Consider the following 18046-nt stretch of genomic DNA (forward strand, 5'->3'; position numbering starts at 1 on the left):
CGGGGGCATCGAACGCTCGCTACTGCCCGAGCACGACGCGGAAGATCCGCTCGTTGCTGTTGTCGGGGATGCTGTCCTTGTCGCCCTGGTTGGTGGTGGTCATCCACAGGTTGCCATCGAGGGTCGGCTCGACGGTGCGCAGCCGGCCGTAGGTGCCGACGAAGTACTGCTGCACGTTGGTCAGCTCGGTGCCGCTGATGACCTCGCGGTAGAGCCGCGTGCCACGGGCGCAGGCCACGTAGAGGACGTCGCGGACCACCGCGATGCCGGAGCAGGAGCCTTCCGCCGTGGAGTAGGTCCGCTTCGGAGCGATGTACCCGGCCGTCGCGCAGCCCGAGCCGCCCTGGGACACCGTGCCTTCACAGTTCGGCCAGCCGTAGTTCCCACCCCGCTGGATGAGGTTCGTCTCGTCCATCACCGAGTTGCCGAACTCCTGCTCCCACAGGCGGCCCTGGGAATCGAACGCCAGCCCCTGGGGATTGCGGTGGCCATAGCTCCACACGTAGTTGCCGAACGGGTTGTCGGACGGGATGGTGCCGTCCGCATTGAGGCGCAGCACCTTGCCAGCCAGGTTGTTGAGGTCCTGGGCATAGGCGCCATTCTGGGCATCACCCGTCGACGCGTAGAGCTTCCCATCCGGTCCGAAGCGCAGGCGCCCGCCGTTGTGGAACTTGTTGCGGCCAATGCCAGAGAGCAGCACCTGGAGCGAGGAGAGGGTGAGGGCGCCGTTCTCGTACTTGAGGCGCACGATGCGGTTGTCCGTGGGAGAGGTGTGCATCACGTACAGCCAGCGGTCGGTGGAGAAGGTGGGAGACAAGGCCAGTCCCATCAGCCCGCCCTCGCCGTCGGTGCTCTGCACGTTGGGGACGGTTCCCGCCGACGTCTTCTGGCCCGTCGCCGGGTCCAGGCGAACGATGTTCTGCGCGTCCCTGCGGCCGTAGAGGACCGTCCCGTCCGGCAGGTTCAGCAGGCCCCACGGGATGTCCGTGTCGGTGGCGACCTGGGCGACGGAGCAGACGTCGTTCGCGCAGGCCTGTCCGGTGGTGACCGTGGCGGCCGAACTCTGGGCCGAAGCATTGGCCTGCGCGTCACGGGCCACCACGGTGTACGCGTAGGCCGTGTTCGGGGAGAGGCCGCTGTCGACGAACGTCGTCCCCGGCGGAGCGCCGGACACCGTTCCAATCTTCACGCCCCCTCGGAACACGTCGTAGGCGCTCACGCCCACGTTGTCGGTCGACGCGCTCCAACTCACCGTCACGCTGGTGCCCAGGGCGGTGGCGGTGACGCCCGTCGGAATGCTGGGGGCCTGGGTGTCCACCTGGCACGGCGGAGGGGTGATGGTGAGCGTGGCGCTGCCCTGCGAGACGTTGCCTGCGGCATCCCGCGCATTGACATACAGGCCCCACGTCGCCCCGGGGACCACCGTCAGACCGGTGGACACCACGGCGCCGGAGACGGCCTTCATGTGCTGACCGTCGTGGTAGATGTCATAGAAGGCGACCCCCTGGTTGTCCGTGGAGGGCGACCACGTGAGCGTGGCCGAGTCGCACGTCACGTTGGACAGGACGAGTCCCGTGGGCACGGTGGGAGGCTGGGTGTCGGGCGGCAGCGACCACTGCTGGTTCGTCTGGCCGTTGCAATTCCAGACCGCCACCGGAGAGCTGTTGGCCGTGGCCTGACCGGACACATCCAGACACAGCGAGGTCGCCGTATGGACCACCGTGCCGTTGGAGTTGCGGACCCACCGCTGGTTCGCCGCGCCGGTGCAGGCGCTGATGACGGCTCGGCCTCCCGCGCTGGCGGTAGCAGGCTGGACGCACCAGGCGCCGTCGAACACGCGCAGCTCGCCCTCGGGCGTGAACAGGAACCGCTGGTTCGCCTGCGCGTGGCAGTCGTAGATGTTGAGCCCTTGCCCCGATGTCTGGCTGTTCTGGGACACGTCGAGGCAGCGGCCGGACTGCACGCCGATGAGCCGGGTGCCCGCCGTGACCGCTGCGGTCTGCGTGGAGAGTTCAGAGTCGCTCTCCGCCTTCTCCCCGCAGGCAGCGGCGGTGACGAAGACGAGGGCGAGGGCTGTGCGGCGAGCTGCGAAGGGCAGGTGACGAAGGTGCATTGACACGCTCCTGGGTGTTCCGTCTCCTTCCTGGTATTCCGGATTCAGCTCAAGTGAACTTTCCGCGCCGACACCCACGGATGTTGAAACCCAATCAGCAGGAGCCCGCGAGAGCTCGGCCCCCCGCAGCCAGCTCGCACCTTTTCGTCAGGAGCGGATCTGCTTCGGTGAGCAGGGGGGCGGTTTCGCCATAAATATATGGCGGGGGCATATGGCAATATGAAGGCATTCGCAATGCCATGGCGTCTCTGGGACGTGGCGTGTTTCAATTCCTCTCCAACCCGCCTCCAACGGATGGAGGCGAAATCCAGAGGGTGGCCCGATGATTTCGTTGAAGGGTGCGGCGTCTTTCGCGCTGGCGGCAGCAGGGCTCGTGGCGTGCGGACCGATGGACCCGCGAGAGCAGGAGCTCTCCCAGGCGGAGAACGGCCTGCAGACGTGCCAGGTTTTCGACGCATTGTCCTACGTCTCTCAACAAGATGCCTGCGATATGGCCCGGTCTCAGGGAGAGCAGTTCTGCGCGAGCCTGGGCGGCGTCGAATACGTGGGGCCCTGCTTTCACTCCGCCTTCTCGAACCCTTGGCGCGGTGGCCACGGCGTCTGCTGCAACCAGTAATCCCTGTCGAAGGAGAAGCCCGTCATGAAGCAATTTCTTGGTGTCTTCGCGGCACTTGTCGTCTCGACCCTGGTGGCCTGTGGCGGTACGGCGCCCGTCGAGGCGCCCGAGTCGCTCGGTCAGGATTCGAGCGCCCTCGTTTCATGTTCCACGGAGTGCTCGACGGGCCCGTCGCTCTCCTGTTGGGGCAACTCGTGCTCGGCGTCCAACAACAGCTACGTCCAGTGTGACGGCGTCTATCAATACTGCCCCACCACGCCCCCGCCTGCCATCGACTGTAGCTGGTCGAGCCAGGCCTGTGTGAACGTCCTGGGCACCGGCTGCTCGCCCCCGGGCTCCCGGCGCAAGTGCTGCATCGGGGACGAGCCCTTCGGCAACTGCCAGTGCACCACCAGCAACGTCTGGACGTGCACCGTCCCCAACGAGGACCCGTAGGCCCTACGAGGCTCTGCTGACCTCCATCCAGGGCCGCCGGTGACGGACGGCCTCGGTACAACGCGGGCCGCGCGGACAGTCATCTGTTCGCGCGGCCCCGGCGCTCGTGGGCTGACAGAGACGCGTGGCGCGGATCTCCAACCCGGCCGTCGAGGGATTCCCGCCCGAGAGGCCTTCCGTTTCCCACGGCGGCCCGCACCGCGACAGCGCTTGCGGGCGCTGCTCAACGAAGACTCTTGAACGCTCTCGCATGCGGACGCTGTCTGGCTTGTGCCCCGAGCAATAGGCTCTCACGACGAGGCACGTTCCACGTGGGAGGGCATGGATGACGTCTGATAAAGATCGGGTGCGGGAGTTTGCTCGCAGGTACGCGGAGGCGTGGTGCAGCGGCGATCCAACGAGAGTCGCCGCCCACTATGTACCCGGCGGGGTGATTGCCATCAATGGTGGGGCGCGCACGGAGATAACGAAGGCGGCGCGATCGTTCATGGACGCGTTTCCCGACATCCAGGTGTTCATGGATGACGTCATCGTGAAGGAAGAGACGGTCGAGTTCCACTGGACCCTCACCGGCACGAACACGGGGCCTGGCGGCACCGGGAGGCCCGTCCGAATCTCTGGCTTCGAGGCGTGGACGCTCGGAGACGACGGGCGCGTCATCGAAGCGACGGGGAGCTACGACTCGAACGAGTACGCCCGTCAGCTCCAGCAGGGCGCGGCGGCGACCTCATAGCGCTGGCCCTGCCGGACAGTCCCCGCGCGAAGGTCGCTTCCGCGCGGGGTCCTTCCGGTGTGCTGCTCGGGTCAGAGGGTGGGGTAGTCGATGTAGCCCTTGGCGCCACCGCCGTAGAGCGTCTTCTTGTCGAGCGGGGTCAGGGGCGCGTTCTCACGCAACCGGCGCACGAGGTCCGGGTTGGAGATGTACAGCCGGCCGAAGGAGACCAGGTCCTCTCCCGCCTCGACGGCCTTGCGCGCGAGCTCTCCGTCGTAGCCGTTGTTGACCATCCACGCGCCCTTGCCGCCCGCGTCGCGGTACGCCTTCTTCATCGCGGCGTAGTTGAACGGGCGGTCCTCCAGCTCACGCGGCCCCCCGGTGGCGCCCTCGATGACATGGATGAAGGCGAGACCGAGCTTCGCCAGCTCCCTCACGACGTACTCGAAGAGCGGCTGCGGGTCGGAGTCGAACGCGTCGTTGGCGTTGGTGACGGGGGACAGGCGGATGCCCGTGCGCCCGGCGCCCACGGCGTCAATCACCGCGCGCGTGACTTCCAGCAGCAGGCGCGCCCGGTTCTTGAGGCTTCCGCCGTAGTCGTCCGTGCGCTGGTTGGAGCCCGTCTTGAGGAACTGGTCGAGCAGGTAGCCATTGGCGCCATGAATCTCGACCCCATTGAAGCCCGCGACCTCCACCGCGTCGCGAGCGGCACGGGCGTAGTCGCGAATGATGCCGGGGAGCTCCGCCGCCTCCAGCGCGCGAGGAACGGAGGTGGGCTCGAACGTGGGGACTCCGTCCCTGAACAGCACGGTCCGGGTCTTGGCGACGATGGCCGACGGTGCGACGGGCGCCCCGTTGCCCGGCTGCAGCTCCGTGTGGGACACGCGCCCGACATGCCAGAGCTGGGTGACGATGCGGCCACCGGCCTCGTGCACGGCGCTCGTGACCTTCTTCCACGCGGCGAGCTGCTCGGGAGCATACAGCCCGGGCACGTCGGCGTAGCCCTGTGCCTGGGGGCTGATGGCGGTGGCCTCGCTGATGAGCAGCCCGGCGGAGGCGCGCTGGGCGTAGTAGGTGGCGGCGATGTCCGGGGGGATGGCGTTGGGGGAGCGGTTGCGCGTCAGCGGCGCCATCACGATGCGATTGGCGAGGCGCAGGTCACCCGCGGTGGTCGGGTCGAAGAGGGTAGGCATGTGCGTGTCGTGAGTCCGAGGGGGAGAGGCGGCCCACCGTAACGAGCCGCCCTCCACGCCACCAGACCAGTGTGCTGGGATTCGTCGCGACCCGGGCCCGCGAGGGCGAGTCGGAGGGCCGAGGGGCTCCGTGCCCGCCAGCCTGCGTGGACCCGAGGGGTGCGGTGGCAACTGGCTTGCAGTGGGCTCCAAAGACGTCGACGTGCCCTTCATCGTCCGCGCCCGCCCGCGGTGCTTCAGACCTCCAACACCTTCGAGGTGTGCGGCGACACCTGCATCAGGCGGACGGAGTCCATTCCCAGTTGAGTGGCGATGGCGAGCAGCGCCGCGTGGCCGTATGTGTAGGAGTTGTACTTGAATTCGCCGTGGTTCGGGTCGAAGACATACCAGTCCTGCCAGGCCATTCCATGGGACCGGTAGATGCCGACGGCGTGCGCCCGGGTCGTGTTCATCTCCGCGAAGAAGAGGAGGTAGGCCGTCTGCTTGGCGACCCGGGACAAGATGTCCGTGAAGGAGGTGACCAGGCCGGGGAGGGAGTTGGGTGTCAAATCCCAGTGTCCGACCCCGGCAAGGTGAAGATTGAACGCGAGGGCGAGCTTGGATTCGGTGGGGGTCAGCCATGCGCCATTGTCGAAGAACCGGCCCCTGGTGATGGCATTGATCTTCAGGCTGTCCGGGTCTTTTCCAGGTTCGAACTCCTCGGAGTCGATGCGTCGATTCAGCTGCGCGGAGTGTCTCGAGAACTGAAGTTGCCTGACGTTGTGTGCATCGGAGTCCAGTTGGTTCTGGTAGTCCCGATGCTGTTTCGTCACTTCTGGGAGGTCGAGGAGGATCTTGCCGATTCGTTGAGCGGAGGTCTGCTTGAGGGACCATTTCATCCAGATATCCGCCGACAGGATCTCCCTTGCCCATCGACAGGCAAAGGCGAAGCACAGGTTCCCACCGTTGTGCTCTCGCTGCCGCATGGGGTGATACGCATTGGCGTTCTGCGAGAGCAAATCCCCGTAGGTCGGGCCGGTCAACATGGGTTGGCTTGTTCCGGGTTCTGAGGGCGAGATGGGCCTGACGAGCGCAGCCCCTCCCCGCGGCTCATGGCGAGGCTACGAGCCTGCAATTGCGCGGCCAGCAGGCCGCACGCGGGGGATGGCGGGGCCGTCCGAGAGCTCGAAGGTCCGGGCTCGCTCAGTCGCGAGAGGAGGGCTGTGCGGTTTGCGTTTCAGGCAAACGCAGGTGCGTCCCTGGAAAACGCGTGCCTCTTCGCGGATGAGCCGTATACCTACAGCGCCACCTTCTGGAAGCGCTCCGAGATGTACACCCCGTACTTCTGAGCGGGCTCACTTGTCGTCACAGGCGGGCGCTACGCCGACGCCGTCGTGCGCTGGCTTGAGGCGTCATCACGGCGCATCGGTTGGGCCTTCCCATACGTCAGTGACCGCCACACCCACTCCGCGGGGCCGAAGCGGAACCGCGACAACCACAGGTGGCTCCACACCACCTGGACGGAGAAGACCGTCAGGCAGTAGGCCACGCACGCCGCGGGGCCCAGTTTCGTTATGAAGCCCAAGCCGTACCCGTAGAAGAACAGCGCGCTGATGACTGACTGTGACAGGTAGTTCGTCAGCGCCATGCGTCCCACCGGCGCGAGCAGACCGAGGAAGCGCTGCCAGGTGGCTCGCTGGAAGAGGAGGGTGATGCCAGACACGTAGACGGCCGCGAAGCCCAGCTCGCCCAGGTTCCGCAGCGGCGCGGTGACGAAGGGCACCCACGTCGGCAGCGTCTCTGGGGTGAAGACCTTCTTCAGCATGAGCTGCTGCAGCACCAGGCCGCTGCCGCTGCCAATCACCCCGGCCACCAGCCCCCACCCGAGGAGCTGGCGGAACAGCCGCAGGTGTCGGGGCACGTCGTGGAACAGGCGGCAACTTCCCGGCCACCAACAGGGAGAACGCCTGCCAGGTGGCGATGTCGACGAGCGACGCGTCGTTCAGCTTCGCGAGGACCTGCTCTCGCGGCAGGAACGCCCAGCCGCTGAACCACACCATCACATTGGAGATGAACACGCCGCACAGGGCAAACCCACGCAGTGTGTCGAGCAGCGCCAGTCGCTCGCTGGACTCCACGGGACGGGCTTCGGCGCTGGGGGTGGAGACCTCGGAAGGGGAGGGCGTCATGCCAGGAGAAACCGTGGGCAACCTGAGCCCGCCCGCCCATATTCCTCAGCCGAGCAACTTGCGACGGCTCGTGTCGAGGATCTCCTTGGAGAGCCGGGGGTTCGACTCGGCGACGGCGCGCGCGAGCACCACCGCGCCCACCACCTCGCTCCAGAGTCTGACGGCCTGCTCGCGTCGCGCGGCGGAGGACACGTCGGGCGTCGTCTCCGCCAGGTGGTCCGTGATGATGCCGAGCACCTCCTCGAGCCCGCCCGTGAAGCTCGCCTTCACCTCCGCGCCCTGCCGTGACGCATCCGCCGCCAGCGCGGCGACGGTGCACCCGCTTGCCGGGTCATCCCGGTGTTCGAGCGACAGGTAGTGCTCGATGAAGCGCTTCCAGGCCCTGGCCCGCGACTGCCGCAGCTCCTCGGCGAGCGCGGCGTTGGCGCTCCCGAGTGCTCCCGCGATGACCTCCGCCGCCAGGGCCTCCTTGGAGTCGAAGTGGTTGTAGAAGCCGCCGTGGGTGAACCCCGCCTCCTTCATCAAATCCGCGACGCCCACCCCGTCAAAGCCTCGCTCACGAAAGAGCCTCCCGGCGGTCTCCAGGATGTGCCGCCGGTTCTCGGCCGCCTGTTCCTTCGTGAGTCGCATCTTCCACTCCTCCCAGCCCCGCGGGTCCACGGCGGGTCCGCTTGACGCGTTGGATGTCGCTCATTACTCATCGTCTCGATTCAATGATGGTCGTCATTATTATGGCCGGCAGGCAAGGGTCTCCGCAAGCAGCGGGCGGCCTGTCGGGCCCGTGGACGACGGGATTCCTTCCCAGCAGCTCTTTTGAACGAAGTGGAGACGGGTCATGAGCAAGCACTCTGGAAAAGTCGCGGTCGTCACGGGCGGTACCTCGGGCATTGGCCTCGCCGCGGCGCAGCGACTGGCCAACGAGGGGGCGCACGTGTTCATCACGGGGCGTCGTCAGGGAGAGCTCGACGCGGCGGTGAAGCAGATCGGCAAGAACGTGACGGGCGTGCGGGGGGACGTGGCGAAGCTCGAAGACCTGGACCGCCTCTACGACACGGTGAAGCGCGAGAAGGGCCACCTGGACATCGTCTTCGCCAACGCGGGCGGAGGGGAGTTCGCGCCGCTGGGCTCAATCACCGAGGAGCACTTCGACAAGACCTTCAACTCCAACGTGAAGGGGCTCTTGTTCACCGTGCAGAAGGCGCTGCCGCTCTTGCGCGAGGGCGGCTCCATCATCCTCAACGCGTCCACCACGTCGTCGACGGGAACGCCCGCCTTCAGCGTGTACAGCGCGACGAAGGCGGCCGTGCGCTCGTTCGCGCGCAACTGGGTGCTCGACTTGAAGGGCCGCAAGCTGCGCGTCAACGCCATCAGCCCCGGGCCCATCAACACGCCGGGGCTCAGCGGACTGGCGCCAGGGCCCGAGCAGAGCGCGAAGTTGCTGGAGGAGATGGCCAGCGGAATCCCGCTGGGTCGCCTGGGGCGCCCGGATGAGGTCGCCCAGGTCGTGTCCTTCCTCGCCTCGGATGAGAGCAGCTTCGTCAACGGCGTCGAGCTGTTCGTCGATGGAGGCATCGCGCAGATCTGACAGAATCCCAGCCAGCCTCGCGGCCGGGACCTGCCCGGAGCCGCGAGGCCAGGAGGAACAGACCTCAGTAGTTCAGGTTGACCGCGAAGTGGAACGTGTCACCGGACGCGTCATCCACGTCCGCGCGGTAGTCGAAGTTGGTGCCGCTGCGGTAGTACCAGAGGTAGCCGCCCGCGCCGACGTTGCGGATGACCTGGTTCTGGATGTTGAGCGTCACGTTGCCGGAGGTCGGGCACACGGCGGTCTTGTGGTAGTCCACGTTGCCGCGCTGCGCGTAGGCGCCACCGCCCCAGTTGGTGAGGCACATCTTCCAGTCGTAGGCCGCGTTGCAGAAGTTGTCCTGGAACCAGGTGATGTCGCACGGACCGTAGGCCGCGGCGCTCGTGTTGCCGGAGGCCAGGCCGTCCTTCACGATGGACTCACCGCGCTCGGACGCACCCTCGGCGTCGCGAGGGGCGGGGGACGTGCGCATCAGCTCATAGCGCTGCTGGGCGATGCCGAGCGCCTGGGGCACGTCGCCGCGGCCGGTCAGCTTGCTCCACGCCGCCGCGGGGCCCACGCCGTCGATGGCCGCCGGAGGGTTCGGGTAGATGCCGGCCTCCATGACCATGACTTCACCGTCCGCCAGCTCCAGGAACTCGACCACGTTGCCGTTGTCGCGCTCCACGCGCGCCAGCACCGACGCGGGCGTCTGCGCCTTCTCCGCGGCGGCGGTGTCGGCGCCCTCGGTGCCGCAGCCCGCGGCGAGGACCATCATCATGACTCCAGGGACGAAACGCTTCATTGGGACTTCTCCCGAGCAACGCTCCTGGCGCTGCTCCAGTGGTGGGGTTGGGTTCAATCGCGCGCCGTCGGCGTGCTCCCATGCCTTGAGCAACGGCCGTGCCGCGCGGGCTCCAGGGGGAGTGCGAGGAATCAGGGGCACTCGAGGACAAAGACGGCCGGCAAGTCCTGCCGTGTCACAGGCTGCTCTTGCCGTCTCCTTGCCCCCACTGGAAATGCAATGGCGGACAAGTGCAGGCCTCTGGCGGCCACACGTCGGGCGGCCGGGAGGGAAGTAGGGCAGACTCGGTGGATGAGGGCCCCGGCGCCACGGATGGCGCGGTGGGTGGACGGGCAGTGCCCGTACCAGGGGCCGGGAGCAAGCCTATGAAGCACAAGGAAGCCAGGATGGTGTCTGTCGATGGCCCGGCGGGTCGGCTGATGGCGACCGTCGAGGGCGACGGTGGCATCCCCACCCTCTTGCTGCACGATGTCGCCGCGGACCGGACGCACTGGGCCGAGACGCAAGCGGGCCTCGCGACGCGCAGCGTGGCCTTCGACCTTCGGGGGCTGGGTGAGAGCAGCGGCTCTCGTGGCCCCTTCGGCGTGGAGGCGGCGGTGGAGGACATCGTCGCGGTCGCCGATGCGCTGACTCCCGAGAAGTTCGTCCTGGTGGGGCATGGCTTCGGAGCCGCGGTGGCCGGCGCCTTCGCCGCGTACTACCCCGAGCGCCTGGCGGGCCTCCTGTATGTCGAAGCGCCGGGAGACCTGCGCCGCATGCCGAAGGCCGAGGCGGAGGCCTGGCTCGACAACTTCAGCGCCGCGAAGTACGGCGTCTTCCACGAGCACTGGCTCACGCCCCAGCTCCTCGCCGCGAAGGATTCCACGCGCGTGCTGGTGATGAAGACGATGCGCACCTCGCGTCGCGAGGCCATCGCGGGAAATCTGGAGTCATTGCTCGTCCATGACCCGGACGCGGCCTTCGAGCAGTTCAAGGGCCCCACGCACGCGCTGGTGGCCTCCACCGGCCCGGAGACGCTGGTGGGCCAGCGTCCCGACCTGTCCCGCTCCGTGGCGCCCCACGCGAGTCACTGGCTGATGCTCGACTCGGCGAAGTGGTTCCACACGGAGATCGTCCGCTTCCTCGGGCAGTGCCGGCACCATCCCTGAGCCGGCACTGCCGCCTCACCTCGCTCAGGTCAGGGCAGCGGCGCCAGCTCCGGCACCATGGGCACGCGGCGCGCGCCGGGGCCATTGGGCGTGGCCGCGTACGTCGCGCCCTGGCCGATGGGCGGGTTCCACACCGAACTGGAGCGGAACGGCTGCGGCGTGGCGTCACGCGCGTCCCCTGCGTGTAGACCCTGAACTCGTCGAAGCGTGCCAGGTCGTCCTGGCTCGCGAGCAGGCCCACGCGCGTGGCGGACTGGTGGTCGGAGTCGTTGACGCCGCCCTTGAGCACCCCGTGTCGGAGGGATTCAGGCTCCACGTCTGGGCGCCTTGCCTCCGGGGCGCCCACTGGCTCCGAGCCGCCGCAGCCCGTTCCCAGTGACAGCAGGGGGAGACGCACTGGAAGGAGCGGGACACGGCGAGGGCATCCGCCCCTGGCGGAAAATTGGCCACTGGCAGCAACTTTCACCCGGACGGGCGGAGAATCCGCTAAACAAATTGGTCGATTGGTTTTTTACCCGCGACCGCAGGCTGCCTCCGAAGAGTGAGAGTCCATGGCCCCGATTCGCCGCGCCGACACCCCGACGCCCTTCGCCGTGCCCCAGCCGAAGGTCGCCGCCGCGCCCCCTCCGCCGCCGCCTCCGCCGCCTCCCGCGCCCAAGCAGGAGCCGGCGGGCCACTCGGCGCGCAGCAGCTTCCAGTCGGGGCGGCGTCCCACGATGGACCTGTCCGGCGGCGCGAGTCCCGCGAGCACGCTGCGCACGGAGGTGTTGGGGGACGGCAAGGCGAACTGCCTGGAGAAGGCCAACAGCCTGTCGAAGCCAGGGGACCAGGTGCTGCTGCTCGGCGACTCGCGCGACAGCGTGGGCCACGCGCTGGTGCGCAAGCCGGGCGGCGGAATCGTCGACCCGAACGAGCCCGGAAAGACGTATGCGAATCTCTCCGAGTGGAAGGCGACGCATGCGGCCTATGGACAGCCCGTGGCGGTGCCGGACGCGCAGCTCGCGCGCATCCTGTCCGTGCCTCCGGGCCCCGCGCGCGAGGCGCTCATCCACGGCTTCGGCCTGACGGGCGCCGCGAGCCGCTCGGTGGCGGATGACGCGGCGGCGACGACGGGGGGCGCGGCGGAGCCCGAGAAGCCGAAGGAGCTGGTGGACCTGTCGCCGTCCATCGGCATCTCGACCGACGGCACCATCAAGGTGGGCATCAAGGCCGAGTTCAAGCCCTTGGAGGGGGAGAAGAAGAAGGGCGAGCTGAAGGGCACCATCAGCGGCGGCGCCTACGCGGAGACGGAGGTCAAGCTGAGCTGGAATCCCACGGAGCCCACCGCGGACGGTCGCCACCTCATCACCGTCACGTTCGAGGCCACCGGCGGACTCAAGGGCGGCGCGGGAGTCGAGGCCGGCGAAGTGGGCCCGTTCGGTGTGGAGGTGGGCGCGGAGTCCGGAAGCAAGAAGTCGGTCAGCTTCGAACTCGCGCTCACCGAGGGAGAAATCGGCGAGCTCATCATGAACCCCGGCGGCTTCCAGGTGCCCACGCTGAGCGACCCGCTGGCGCTGCCGCCGGGCGGCAAGCTGGTCGTGGATGCCTCCGACTTCGTGACGACGTCGAACGGGCTGTCCATCGGGCCCCTGAAGCTCAGCGGGGAGAACGGCAAGGAGCAGACGCAGTCGGTGGCGGTGGAGCGCACGGGAGACACCACGGTGCGCGTGACGGTGGGCCCGGAGGAGACGCTCACGTCGAAGCTGGAGCTGGGCCTGGAGTTGAGCATCAAGGGACACAAGGTGGGCGGCGGCATCGGCTCCGAGCACAGCTACACGCAGGGCAACTCCGCGAGCGTGGAGTTCGACCTGGGCACGCCCGAGGGCCGCACGGCCTACGAGACCTTCGTCCGCGAGGGCACGCTCCCCACGCAGACGGGCCCGGGCGTCCTGGACGTGCGCACGCAGCAGACCTGGTCCCAGGAGGGCTCGCTCAGCGCGGAGTTGAACCTGACGAAGTTCGTCGGCTTCGAGCACCAGTTCTGGGACGAGCGCCTGACGGAGACGGTGACGACGGTGAACGGCCAGACGACGGTGACGGCCGAGGGCAGGGTGGCGGGCACCGACAACGCGTTCGAAATCCAGTTCTCCCTCAACCCCGACGGCTCGCGGAAGTTCGAGGGGATGAGCATGGACATCCTCCAGTACGGCGGCACCGAGTTCACCACCATCACCGTGACGGGCGCGGAGGGACTGGCGAACGTCCAGAACGTCGCCGCCCGGCAGGCCCAGGACATGGTGGTGGGCTTCTTCGCGGACTCCAGTGACCCGGCCGCGCTCGCGGCCCAGCGCCAGAAGCTCAAGGCCGAGGGGGAGCCCTTCGCCACGCTGGCGATGACGCCGGCAGACCCGGGCTACAGCCACGAGGCCTGGCTCACCGCGTATCGCGACTTCGACGCGACGCACGACTACCTGCCCGATGTGCCCGTCACCACGATGACGTTGATGGAGGCCACGCCGGAGTCGATGCCCACGGCGCTCTTCAGCAGCCTGGGCGCCGCGGGCCACGTGGACCAGAACCCGCTCGCCACGAGGACGGACGGCACGACGGCCAGCTACAACATGCCGGGGTGGATTGACCTGGGCCTGGGGCAGATGCCGGGCGTCGAGGTGAAGTGACGCGACGCCCGCGCGAGTTGCAAGGGTAGGACCAACGGGCCTCGAGACATGTCGGCCCGGTGAGAGAGCAGGGAGTCTGTCGCCATCCGGCAAGCATCAGCGGCGTGCCGGGGAACATGGCGACTCCCTCGTCGTATCCGGGATGACCACCCGCGCCTTCGTGGGTGGCTCCATCCCGGGGGTCCTCATGAAGCCTTTTCCTTGCTCACGTGGAGCATGGCGCTCGCTCTGCGTCGTGCTCTCCTTTCTCCTGTCCGCTTGTGACGAATCCCCCGCCCCAGGCGGCGGCGATGCCGGGCCCCCACCGTGGGACGGCACCTCCACTCCGCTGGAGGACCTGGGCGACGTCGTGGAGACCGGTCGCCATGACGCGTGCCAGTTCATCAATCCGGAGAGCCTCGACCCGCTCCTCTGCGAGCGCCTCACGGCCTTCGACCTGTCGAGCTGTTCGCCGGGCGAGCTCTCCGGCGCGGAGGGGCAGGGCATCTTCCAGGTCAATCTCCGAGGGGAGATGCGCGTACGGGCCGGTCAGCCCACCACCACCTCCATCTCCCGCAACACCGTCAGCGTCCGGCTTCACACCGACGGCACGCCGGATGCCATGAACAGCGGGCCGCTCGTCGCCCGCGTGACGGAGGGCGGCACGTTCTTCCTCGCGGGGAGACGCAGCCTCGCGATTCCCTCGGGAAACATCATCACCACCACCGCGCTCGCCGGCTGCCATGTCCCCGCGCCCGGGGTCATCACCGGCTGCTACGTGTCCTGCTCCAGTGACGCGCGGTTCGGAAAGACACTCGGCACCTTCGTGGCCCAGCGCATGACCTGGGCCGCGGGGGAAGGCGAGTCCTCCGGGGGCCTCTCGCTCGTGTCCGAGGCCGCCACGCCCGTCAGCAGGGCCGTGGACCTCTTCGTGGCCAAGGAGCACGCCTACGTCGTCTCACTGAACGCCTCGCCCCGACTGGGCGGACTCAGCGTCTTCGACGTGAGGGACAGGCGCACTCCCGTCCTCAAGAAGACGCTGTCCCTGCCGGATGACACGGATTGGAACGGCGTCTGGGCCAAGGACGATGCGCTCTACATCGCCAGCAATTCCTCGGGGCTCGTCATCCTCGACATCCGCGAGCCGGCCAATCCCATCTTCGTTCGCCGGGCCGAGGGCCCCTACAGCGTCCACACCGTGCTCGTCGACGGAGACCGGCTGTATGCCAATGCACCCGGCACGGGCACCTATGTCTATGACGTGTCCAAGCCCCTGGAGCCCACGCTGCTCCAGATTGTCACGCCGACACCGGGAGGCTTCAGCGGAGGTCCCCACGACGTCTTCGCCTACCAGGGCCGCCTCTACATCAGCAACGCGGAGTCAGGCTATTCCATCATGGACATCACCGACCTGAACGACGTGCGCCACCTGGGGGACTACCTCCGGCCAGACCTGGCCGGCTACGCGCACCACAGCGCGGTGGGGACCTTCGCGGGCCGCACCATCGCCTTCGAAGGGGGCGAGTTCAATGGCTCTCACGTGCGGGTGCTCGACGTCACGGACCCGGCGAGCATCTCCCTCATCGCGACCCACCGCATGCGGCCCACCGTGTCCATGCACAACCTGCTCTTGCGGGGCCATCTGCTCTACGTCGCCTGGTACCACGAGGGGCTGCGGGTCCTGGACGTCTCGAACCCCACCCAGCCGAGGCAGGTCGCCCACCTCAACACCTTCCGCGAGGCCGACCCGGGACGCGGGCACGGCCTCTTCGAAGGCACCTTCGGGGTCCGCATCCCCGGCGATGGCTACGTGTACCTCGTGGACTCGACGCGCGGGCTCATCATCACCCACGAGCTGTAGCGGCTTTGGGGCTGCTCAGAGCGGCTTCTTCAGGGCGTGCTCCTGCCGGGCCCGCTCGAGCAGCTCATCCCGGGACAGCGTCTGGAGGGCCCCGTCCTTGCCCGGCACCTGGAGCGTGAACTCCCGGATGGGGCCCTTCACGAGGTACTCCTGGTCCCTCGCCGTGTTGACCAGGGCGCGCTCGCGGTAGGTGAAGCTGGACTGCGCGGGGTCCACACCCACCGACGGCATCAGCGCCCGCTCCTCGGCGGTGGGCTGCCAGAGCGGCTGGGGACGGGGCTGGCTGCGCAGCACGGCCGTCTCGTCCAGCGCGCTGTCCGGGTGGGTCCGGATGTCGCGCTGGATGTCGAATGGGTCCAACACCACGCCGCCCCGGGGCTCCTGCGAGGGATTGGTGACGATGAGGTTCTTCCCATACATCGGCTTGTCGACGAGCTGGTGGGGCGCCGTCCCGTCCACGCCCGTCGGCAGGCCGCTGAAGGACGTGAAGGGGCTCTTCTCCTTGTACTCCTGCTTGCCGTCGACGTGCAGCGCCACGGGCGTCGCGCCGTCCTTGTCCACGGGCAAGAGCGTGCCCTTCGCGTCGATGGCCGCCTTGTGCGTCCCGAACTCGGGCTGGATGGGCTTGAAGGGATGGTTGTCCCGCCGCGAGAGGAGGACATCCGGACGCAGCCGGGGCGTCTGGAGGTTGTTGCCTCCGTGCCGGCGGTCCTCGGCGCCCATGATGTCGCTCATCAAGTCGTGACTGTTGTTGCGCGCACGGGTCTCCTGCGCGATTCGCGAGGGGCTCTTCGTCGGCGCGGGGGGCAGGTGCGTGGGCGGCCGGGCGGAGTAGGGCCGTGCATTCGGGACGGACTTCGGCAACGCCGTGACGAGACGCTTGAGCATGACAGCTTCCTTTTGGATGGAGCATGAGGTGCGAGGCCTCATGCATTTGTAGGAATTGTCAGGCGGACACGCGCCGGGTTGCGCGAGCAGGCATCGGTCGATGGGGGGATGCCACGCGGACGACGCATCTTCTCAAACGTCGCTACACGCGCGGCGCCGGGCCAGCTAGGAAGGTGTCCTTCTTCCACGCGGACACGAAGGGACACGACATGGACCTCATCGGACAGCTCTCGCAGCAGCTCGGAGTCGATGGCACGCAGGCGCAGGGACTCGCGGGGGGCCTGCTGAAGCTGGTGCAGGGCACCGTCAAGGAGAAGCTCGGCCCGGACACCGCGAACCAGTTGGGCCAGGCCATCCCGGAGATGGACCGGTGGCAGCAGGCCGCGCCTGCCGCCGAGCCGGAAGGGGGCGGGCTGATGGGCGCGCTCGGCGGGCTCATGGGAGGGCAGGGTGGCGCGGGAGGATTGATGGGCGCGCTGGGCGGCGCCGCGGCGCAGGGGGCGGAGGTCGCCGCCGTCGTCTCGCTGCTCGGCCGCTTCAACCTGGATGCGAGCAAGGCCGCCCTCGTCGCCCCGCTGCTGCTCGACTTCCTCAAGTCGCGGCTGGATCCCGCGCTCGTCGGCAAGGTCCTCTCCGTCCTCCCCATGCTCACCGGAGGCGCCGGTGGTGGCGACTCCGGTGGCGGGCTGGGTGGGATGCTGGGCGGCCTGCTCGGCGGCCGCTGAGCACCGGGGGCTAGTAGGGCTTGTCGCCCTTCACCACGCCGAAGGCGGACGCCTCCATGAAGACGCCGTTCACCGTCGTGCCCCCGTTGTGGATGGCGGGGAAGATGGGCTGCATGCTCTGGGGGAACCCGAAGGCCGGCTTGGTCAGCGTGTCGAGACGGCCGAGCTGCTCGGCCGTCAGCTTCACCGAGAGGGCGCCCACGTTGTCCTCCAACTGCGACAGCCGCCGCGCGCCGATGATGGTGGAGCTCACGCCCGGCTGCGCCTGCACCCAGGCCAGCGCCACGCGCGCCACGGTGCTCTTCTGCTCGCGGGCGATGGCCGCCAGCTCGTCGACGAGCGCGTAGGTCTTCTCGTTCAGGTACGAGTGGATGAAGGCGCCCCGGTCCCCCTTCACTTCTCCGGCGTTCGCGCGGGTGTACTTGCCGCTGAGCGCGCCGCTCTTGAGGGGAGACCACGGGGTGATGCCGAGCCCGAGCTCCAGGGCCATGGGCACCAGCTCCTGCTCGACGCTGCGCTCCAGCAGGGAGTACTCAATCTGCAACCCGACGAACGAGGACCAGCCCCGGAAGTGCGCCATCACGTTGGCCTGGGCAATCTTCCACGCGGGCGTGTCGGAGACGCCGAGGTAGCGGACCTTGCCGGCTCGAACGAGGTCCTCGAGCGCGGCCATCGTCTCTTCAATGGGCGTGTGGATGTCCCAGTTGTGCAGCCAGTACAGGTCGATGTAGTCGGTCTGCAGGCGGCGGAGCGAGTTCTCGCACGCCGAGATGATGGACTTGCGGCCGGAGCCTCCGCCGTTCGGGTCCCCGGGGTAGAGGTTCCCGCTGAACTTCGTGGCAATCACCAGCCTGTCCCGGCGCGCCGGGTGGCGCCCGACGTGGTCGCCGATGATCTTCTCGGAGTGGCTCTTCGTATAGAAGTTCGCGGTGTCGATGAAGTTGCCGCCGAGCTCGATGTACCGGTCGATGATGTGCTGGGACTCCTCGACGCTGGACCCCCAGCCGAGGTCTTCACCGAACGTCATGGCACCGAGGCACAGCGGGCTCACGCGCAGGCCGGAACGGCCGAGCGTCACGTAATGGTCCAGCGGCATTTGAGGCTCCAGGGCGTGTTACATTGTAGGGACGACGAATTAGTTCAAGATGGAATTGGGTTAATGCTGAACCAATTTCCGCGCAA

Annotated in this window: 14 protein-coding genes and 1 pseudogene; 7 read left to right on the plus strand and 8 right to left on the minus strand. The window is 68.0% G+C overall.

Going from position 1 to position 18046, the window contains the following annotated elements; translation table 11 throughout:
- Nucleotides 1–19 precede the first annotated feature (19 nt).
- The gene (locus G4D83_RS12280; protein ID WP_163864906.1) at nt 20–2113 is read right to left on the minus strand and encodes a PQQ-dependent sugar dehydrogenase; all 2094 of its coding nucleotides are present in this window, start codon (nt 2111–2113) and stop codon (nt 20–22) included.
- Nucleotides 2114–2753: 640 nt separating this feature from the next.
- Between G4D83_RS12280 and G4D83_RS12285 the strand changes: the two genes are divergently transcribed.
- Together G4D83_RS12285 and G4D83_RS12290 are read left to right on the plus strand one after the other, a co-directional pair.
- On the plus strand, nt 2754–3164 hold the full coding sequence (locus G4D83_RS12285; protein ID WP_163864907.1) for a hypothetical protein: 411 nt from the start codon (nt 2754–2756) through the stop codon (nt 3162–3164).
- 325 nt (nt 3165–3489) lie between these two features.
- Nucleotides 3490–3897 carry a nuclear transport factor 2 family protein gene (locus tag G4D83_RS12290; RefSeq protein WP_163864908.1) on the plus strand — a complete coding sequence of 136 codons (408 nt, stop codon included), beginning with the start codon at nt 3490–3492 and terminating at the stop codon, nt 3895–3897.
- Between the two features lie 71 nt (nt 3898–3968).
- Here the strand turns inward: G4D83_RS12290 and G4D83_RS12295 are convergent, their stop codons facing one another.
- The 4 genes and pseudogenes from G4D83_RS12295 to G4D83_RS12310 all read right to left on the minus strand — a co-directional run bounded on the left by G4D83_RS12295 (nt 3969) and on the right by G4D83_RS12310 (nt 7867).
- Nucleotides 3969–5069 carry an alkene reductase gene (locus G4D83_RS12295; protein ID WP_163864909.1) on the minus strand — a complete coding sequence of 367 codons (1101 nt, stop codon included), beginning with the start codon at nt 5067–5069 and terminating at the stop codon, nt 3969–3971.
- Between the two features lie 236 nt (nt 5070–5305).
- Nucleotides 5306–6094 (minus strand): hypothetical protein, encoded by a 789-nt coding sequence (locus tag G4D83_RS12300; RefSeq protein WP_163864910.1) that lies wholly within the window; start codon nt 6092–6094, stop codon nt 5306–5308.
- A 332-nt stretch (nt 6095–6426) separates the two neighbouring features.
- Nucleotides 6427–6978 (minus strand): annotated as a pseudogene (locus tag G4D83_RS12305) (DUF418 domain-containing protein); the annotation flags it as partial.
- A gap of 304 nt (nt 6979–7282) precedes the next feature.
- Entirely contained in the window at nt 7283–7867 is a 585-nt protein-coding gene (locus G4D83_RS12310) for a TetR/AcrR family transcriptional regulator (protein WP_163864911.1), read from the minus strand.
- A gap of 205 nt (nt 7868–8072) precedes the next feature.
- Between G4D83_RS12310 and G4D83_RS12315 the strand changes: the two genes are divergently transcribed.
- The gene (locus tag G4D83_RS12315) at nt 8073–8822 is read left to right on the plus strand and encodes an SDR family NAD(P)-dependent oxidoreductase (RefSeq protein ID WP_163864912.1); all 750 of its coding nucleotides are present in this window, start codon (nt 8073–8075) and stop codon (nt 8820–8822) included.
- 64 nt (nt 8823–8886) lie between these two features.
- Here G4D83_RS12315 and G4D83_RS12320 read toward each other — a convergent pair whose 3' ends face one another.
- On the minus strand, nt 8887–9606 hold the full coding sequence (locus tag G4D83_RS12320; protein WP_163864913.1) for a hypothetical protein: 720 nt from the start codon (nt 9604–9606) through the stop codon (nt 8887–8889).
- A gap of 386 nt (nt 9607–9992) precedes the next feature.
- On the opposite strand from G4D83_RS12320, the gene G4D83_RS12325 reads away from it, so the two are divergent.
- From G4D83_RS12325 to G4D83_RS12335, 3 genes are all read left to right on the plus strand, one after another.
- A complete protein-coding gene (locus G4D83_RS12325) occupies nt 9993–10754 on the plus strand; it encodes an alpha/beta fold hydrolase (protein ID WP_240356294.1) in 762 nt (253 codons plus the stop codon).
- A gap of 551 nt (nt 10755–11305) precedes the next feature.
- Nucleotides 11306–13411, plus strand: coding sequence for a hypothetical protein (locus G4D83_RS12330; RefSeq protein ID WP_163864770.1), 2106 nt, complete (start codon nt 11306–11308; stop codon nt 13409–13411).
- Nucleotides 13412–13646: 235 nt separating this feature from the next.
- The gene (locus G4D83_RS12335; RefSeq protein ID WP_338041914.1) at nt 13647–15251 is read left to right on the plus strand and encodes an LVIVD repeat-containing protein; all 1605 of its coding nucleotides are present in this window, start codon (nt 13647–13649) and stop codon (nt 15249–15251) included.
- A 15-nt stretch (nt 15252–15266) separates the two neighbouring features.
- On the opposite strand, the gene G4D83_RS12340 is transcribed toward G4D83_RS12335, so the two are convergent.
- On the minus strand, nt 15267–16139 hold the full coding sequence (locus G4D83_RS12340) for a hypothetical protein (RefSeq protein ID WP_163864916.1): 873 nt from the start codon (nt 16137–16139) through the stop codon (nt 15267–15269).
- A gap of 23 nt (nt 16140–16162) precedes the next feature.
- On the opposite strand from G4D83_RS12340, the gene G4D83_RS12345 reads away from it, so the two are divergent.
- On the plus strand, nt 16163–16864 hold the full coding sequence (locus tag G4D83_RS12345; RefSeq protein WP_275902364.1) for a DUF2780 domain-containing protein: 702 nt from the start codon (nt 16163–16165) through the stop codon (nt 16862–16864).
- A gap of 10 nt (nt 16865–16874) precedes the next feature.
- Here G4D83_RS12345 and G4D83_RS12350 read toward each other — a convergent pair whose 3' ends face one another.
- On the minus strand, nt 16875–17960 hold the full coding sequence (locus tag G4D83_RS12350; RefSeq protein ID WP_163864918.1) for an aldo/keto reductase: 1086 nt from the start codon (nt 17958–17960) through the stop codon (nt 16875–16877).
- Nucleotides 17961–18046 lie beyond the last annotated feature (86 nt).

The organism is Myxococcus eversor, assembly GCF_010894455.1.
In the GTDB taxonomy this organism is placed as follows: Bacteria; Myxococcota; Myxococcia; order Myxococcales; family Myxococcaceae; genus Myxococcus; species Myxococcus eversor.

What these genes read in the sequence shown, in the direction of transcription:
- G4D83_RS12325 (WP_240356294.1), top strand. Translation starts at nt 9,993, where the DNA reads ATGGTGTCTGTCGATGGCCCGGCGGGTCGGCTGATGGCGACCGTCGAG.
- G4D83_RS12285 (WP_163864907.1), top strand. Translation starts at nt 2,754, where the DNA reads ATGAAGCAATTTCTTGGTGTCTTCGCGGCACTTGTCGTCTCGACCCTG.
- G4D83_RS12290 (WP_163864908.1), top strand. Translation starts at nt 3,490, where the DNA reads ATGACGTCTGATAAAGATCGGGTGCGGGAGTTTGCTCGCAGGTACGCG.
- G4D83_RS12310 (WP_163864911.1), bottom strand. Translation starts at nt 7,867, where the DNA reads ATGCGACTCACGAAGGAACAGGCGGCCGAGAACCGGCGGCACATCCTG.
- G4D83_RS12330 (WP_163864770.1), top strand. Translation starts at nt 11,306, where the DNA reads ATGGCCCCGATTCGCCGCGCCGACACCCCGACGCCCTTCGCCGTGCCC.
- G4D83_RS12300 (WP_163864910.1), bottom strand. Translation starts at nt 6,094, where the DNA reads ATGTTGACCGGCCCGACCTACGGGGATTTGCTCTCGCAGAACGCCAAT.
- G4D83_RS12295 (WP_163864909.1), bottom strand. Translation starts at nt 5,069, where the DNA reads ATGCCTACCCTCTTCGACCCGACCACCGCGGGTGACCTGCGCCTCGCC.
- G4D83_RS12340 (WP_163864916.1), bottom strand. Translation starts at nt 16,139, where the DNA reads ATGCTCAAGCGTCTCGTCACGGCGTTGCCGAAGTCCGTCCCGAATGCA.
- G4D83_RS12280 (WP_163864906.1), bottom strand. Translation starts at nt 2,113, where the DNA reads ATGCACCTTCGTCACCTGCCCTTCGCAGCTCGCCGCACAGCCCTCGCC.
- G4D83_RS12320 (WP_163864913.1), bottom strand. Translation starts at nt 9,606, where the DNA reads ATGAAGCGTTTCGTCCCTGGAGTCATGATGATGGTCCTCGCCGCGGGC.
- G4D83_RS12350 (WP_163864918.1), bottom strand. Translation starts at nt 17,960, where the DNA reads ATGCCGCTGGACCATTACGTGACGCTCGGCCGTTCCGGCCTGCGCGTG.
- G4D83_RS12345 (WP_275902364.1), top strand. Translation starts at nt 16,163, where the DNA reads ATGAGGTGCGAGGCCTCATGCATTTGTAGGAATTGTCAGGCGGACACG.
- G4D83_RS12315 (WP_163864912.1), top strand. Translation starts at nt 8,073, where the DNA reads ATGAGCAAGCACTCTGGAAAAGTCGCGGTCGTCACGGGCGGTACCTCG.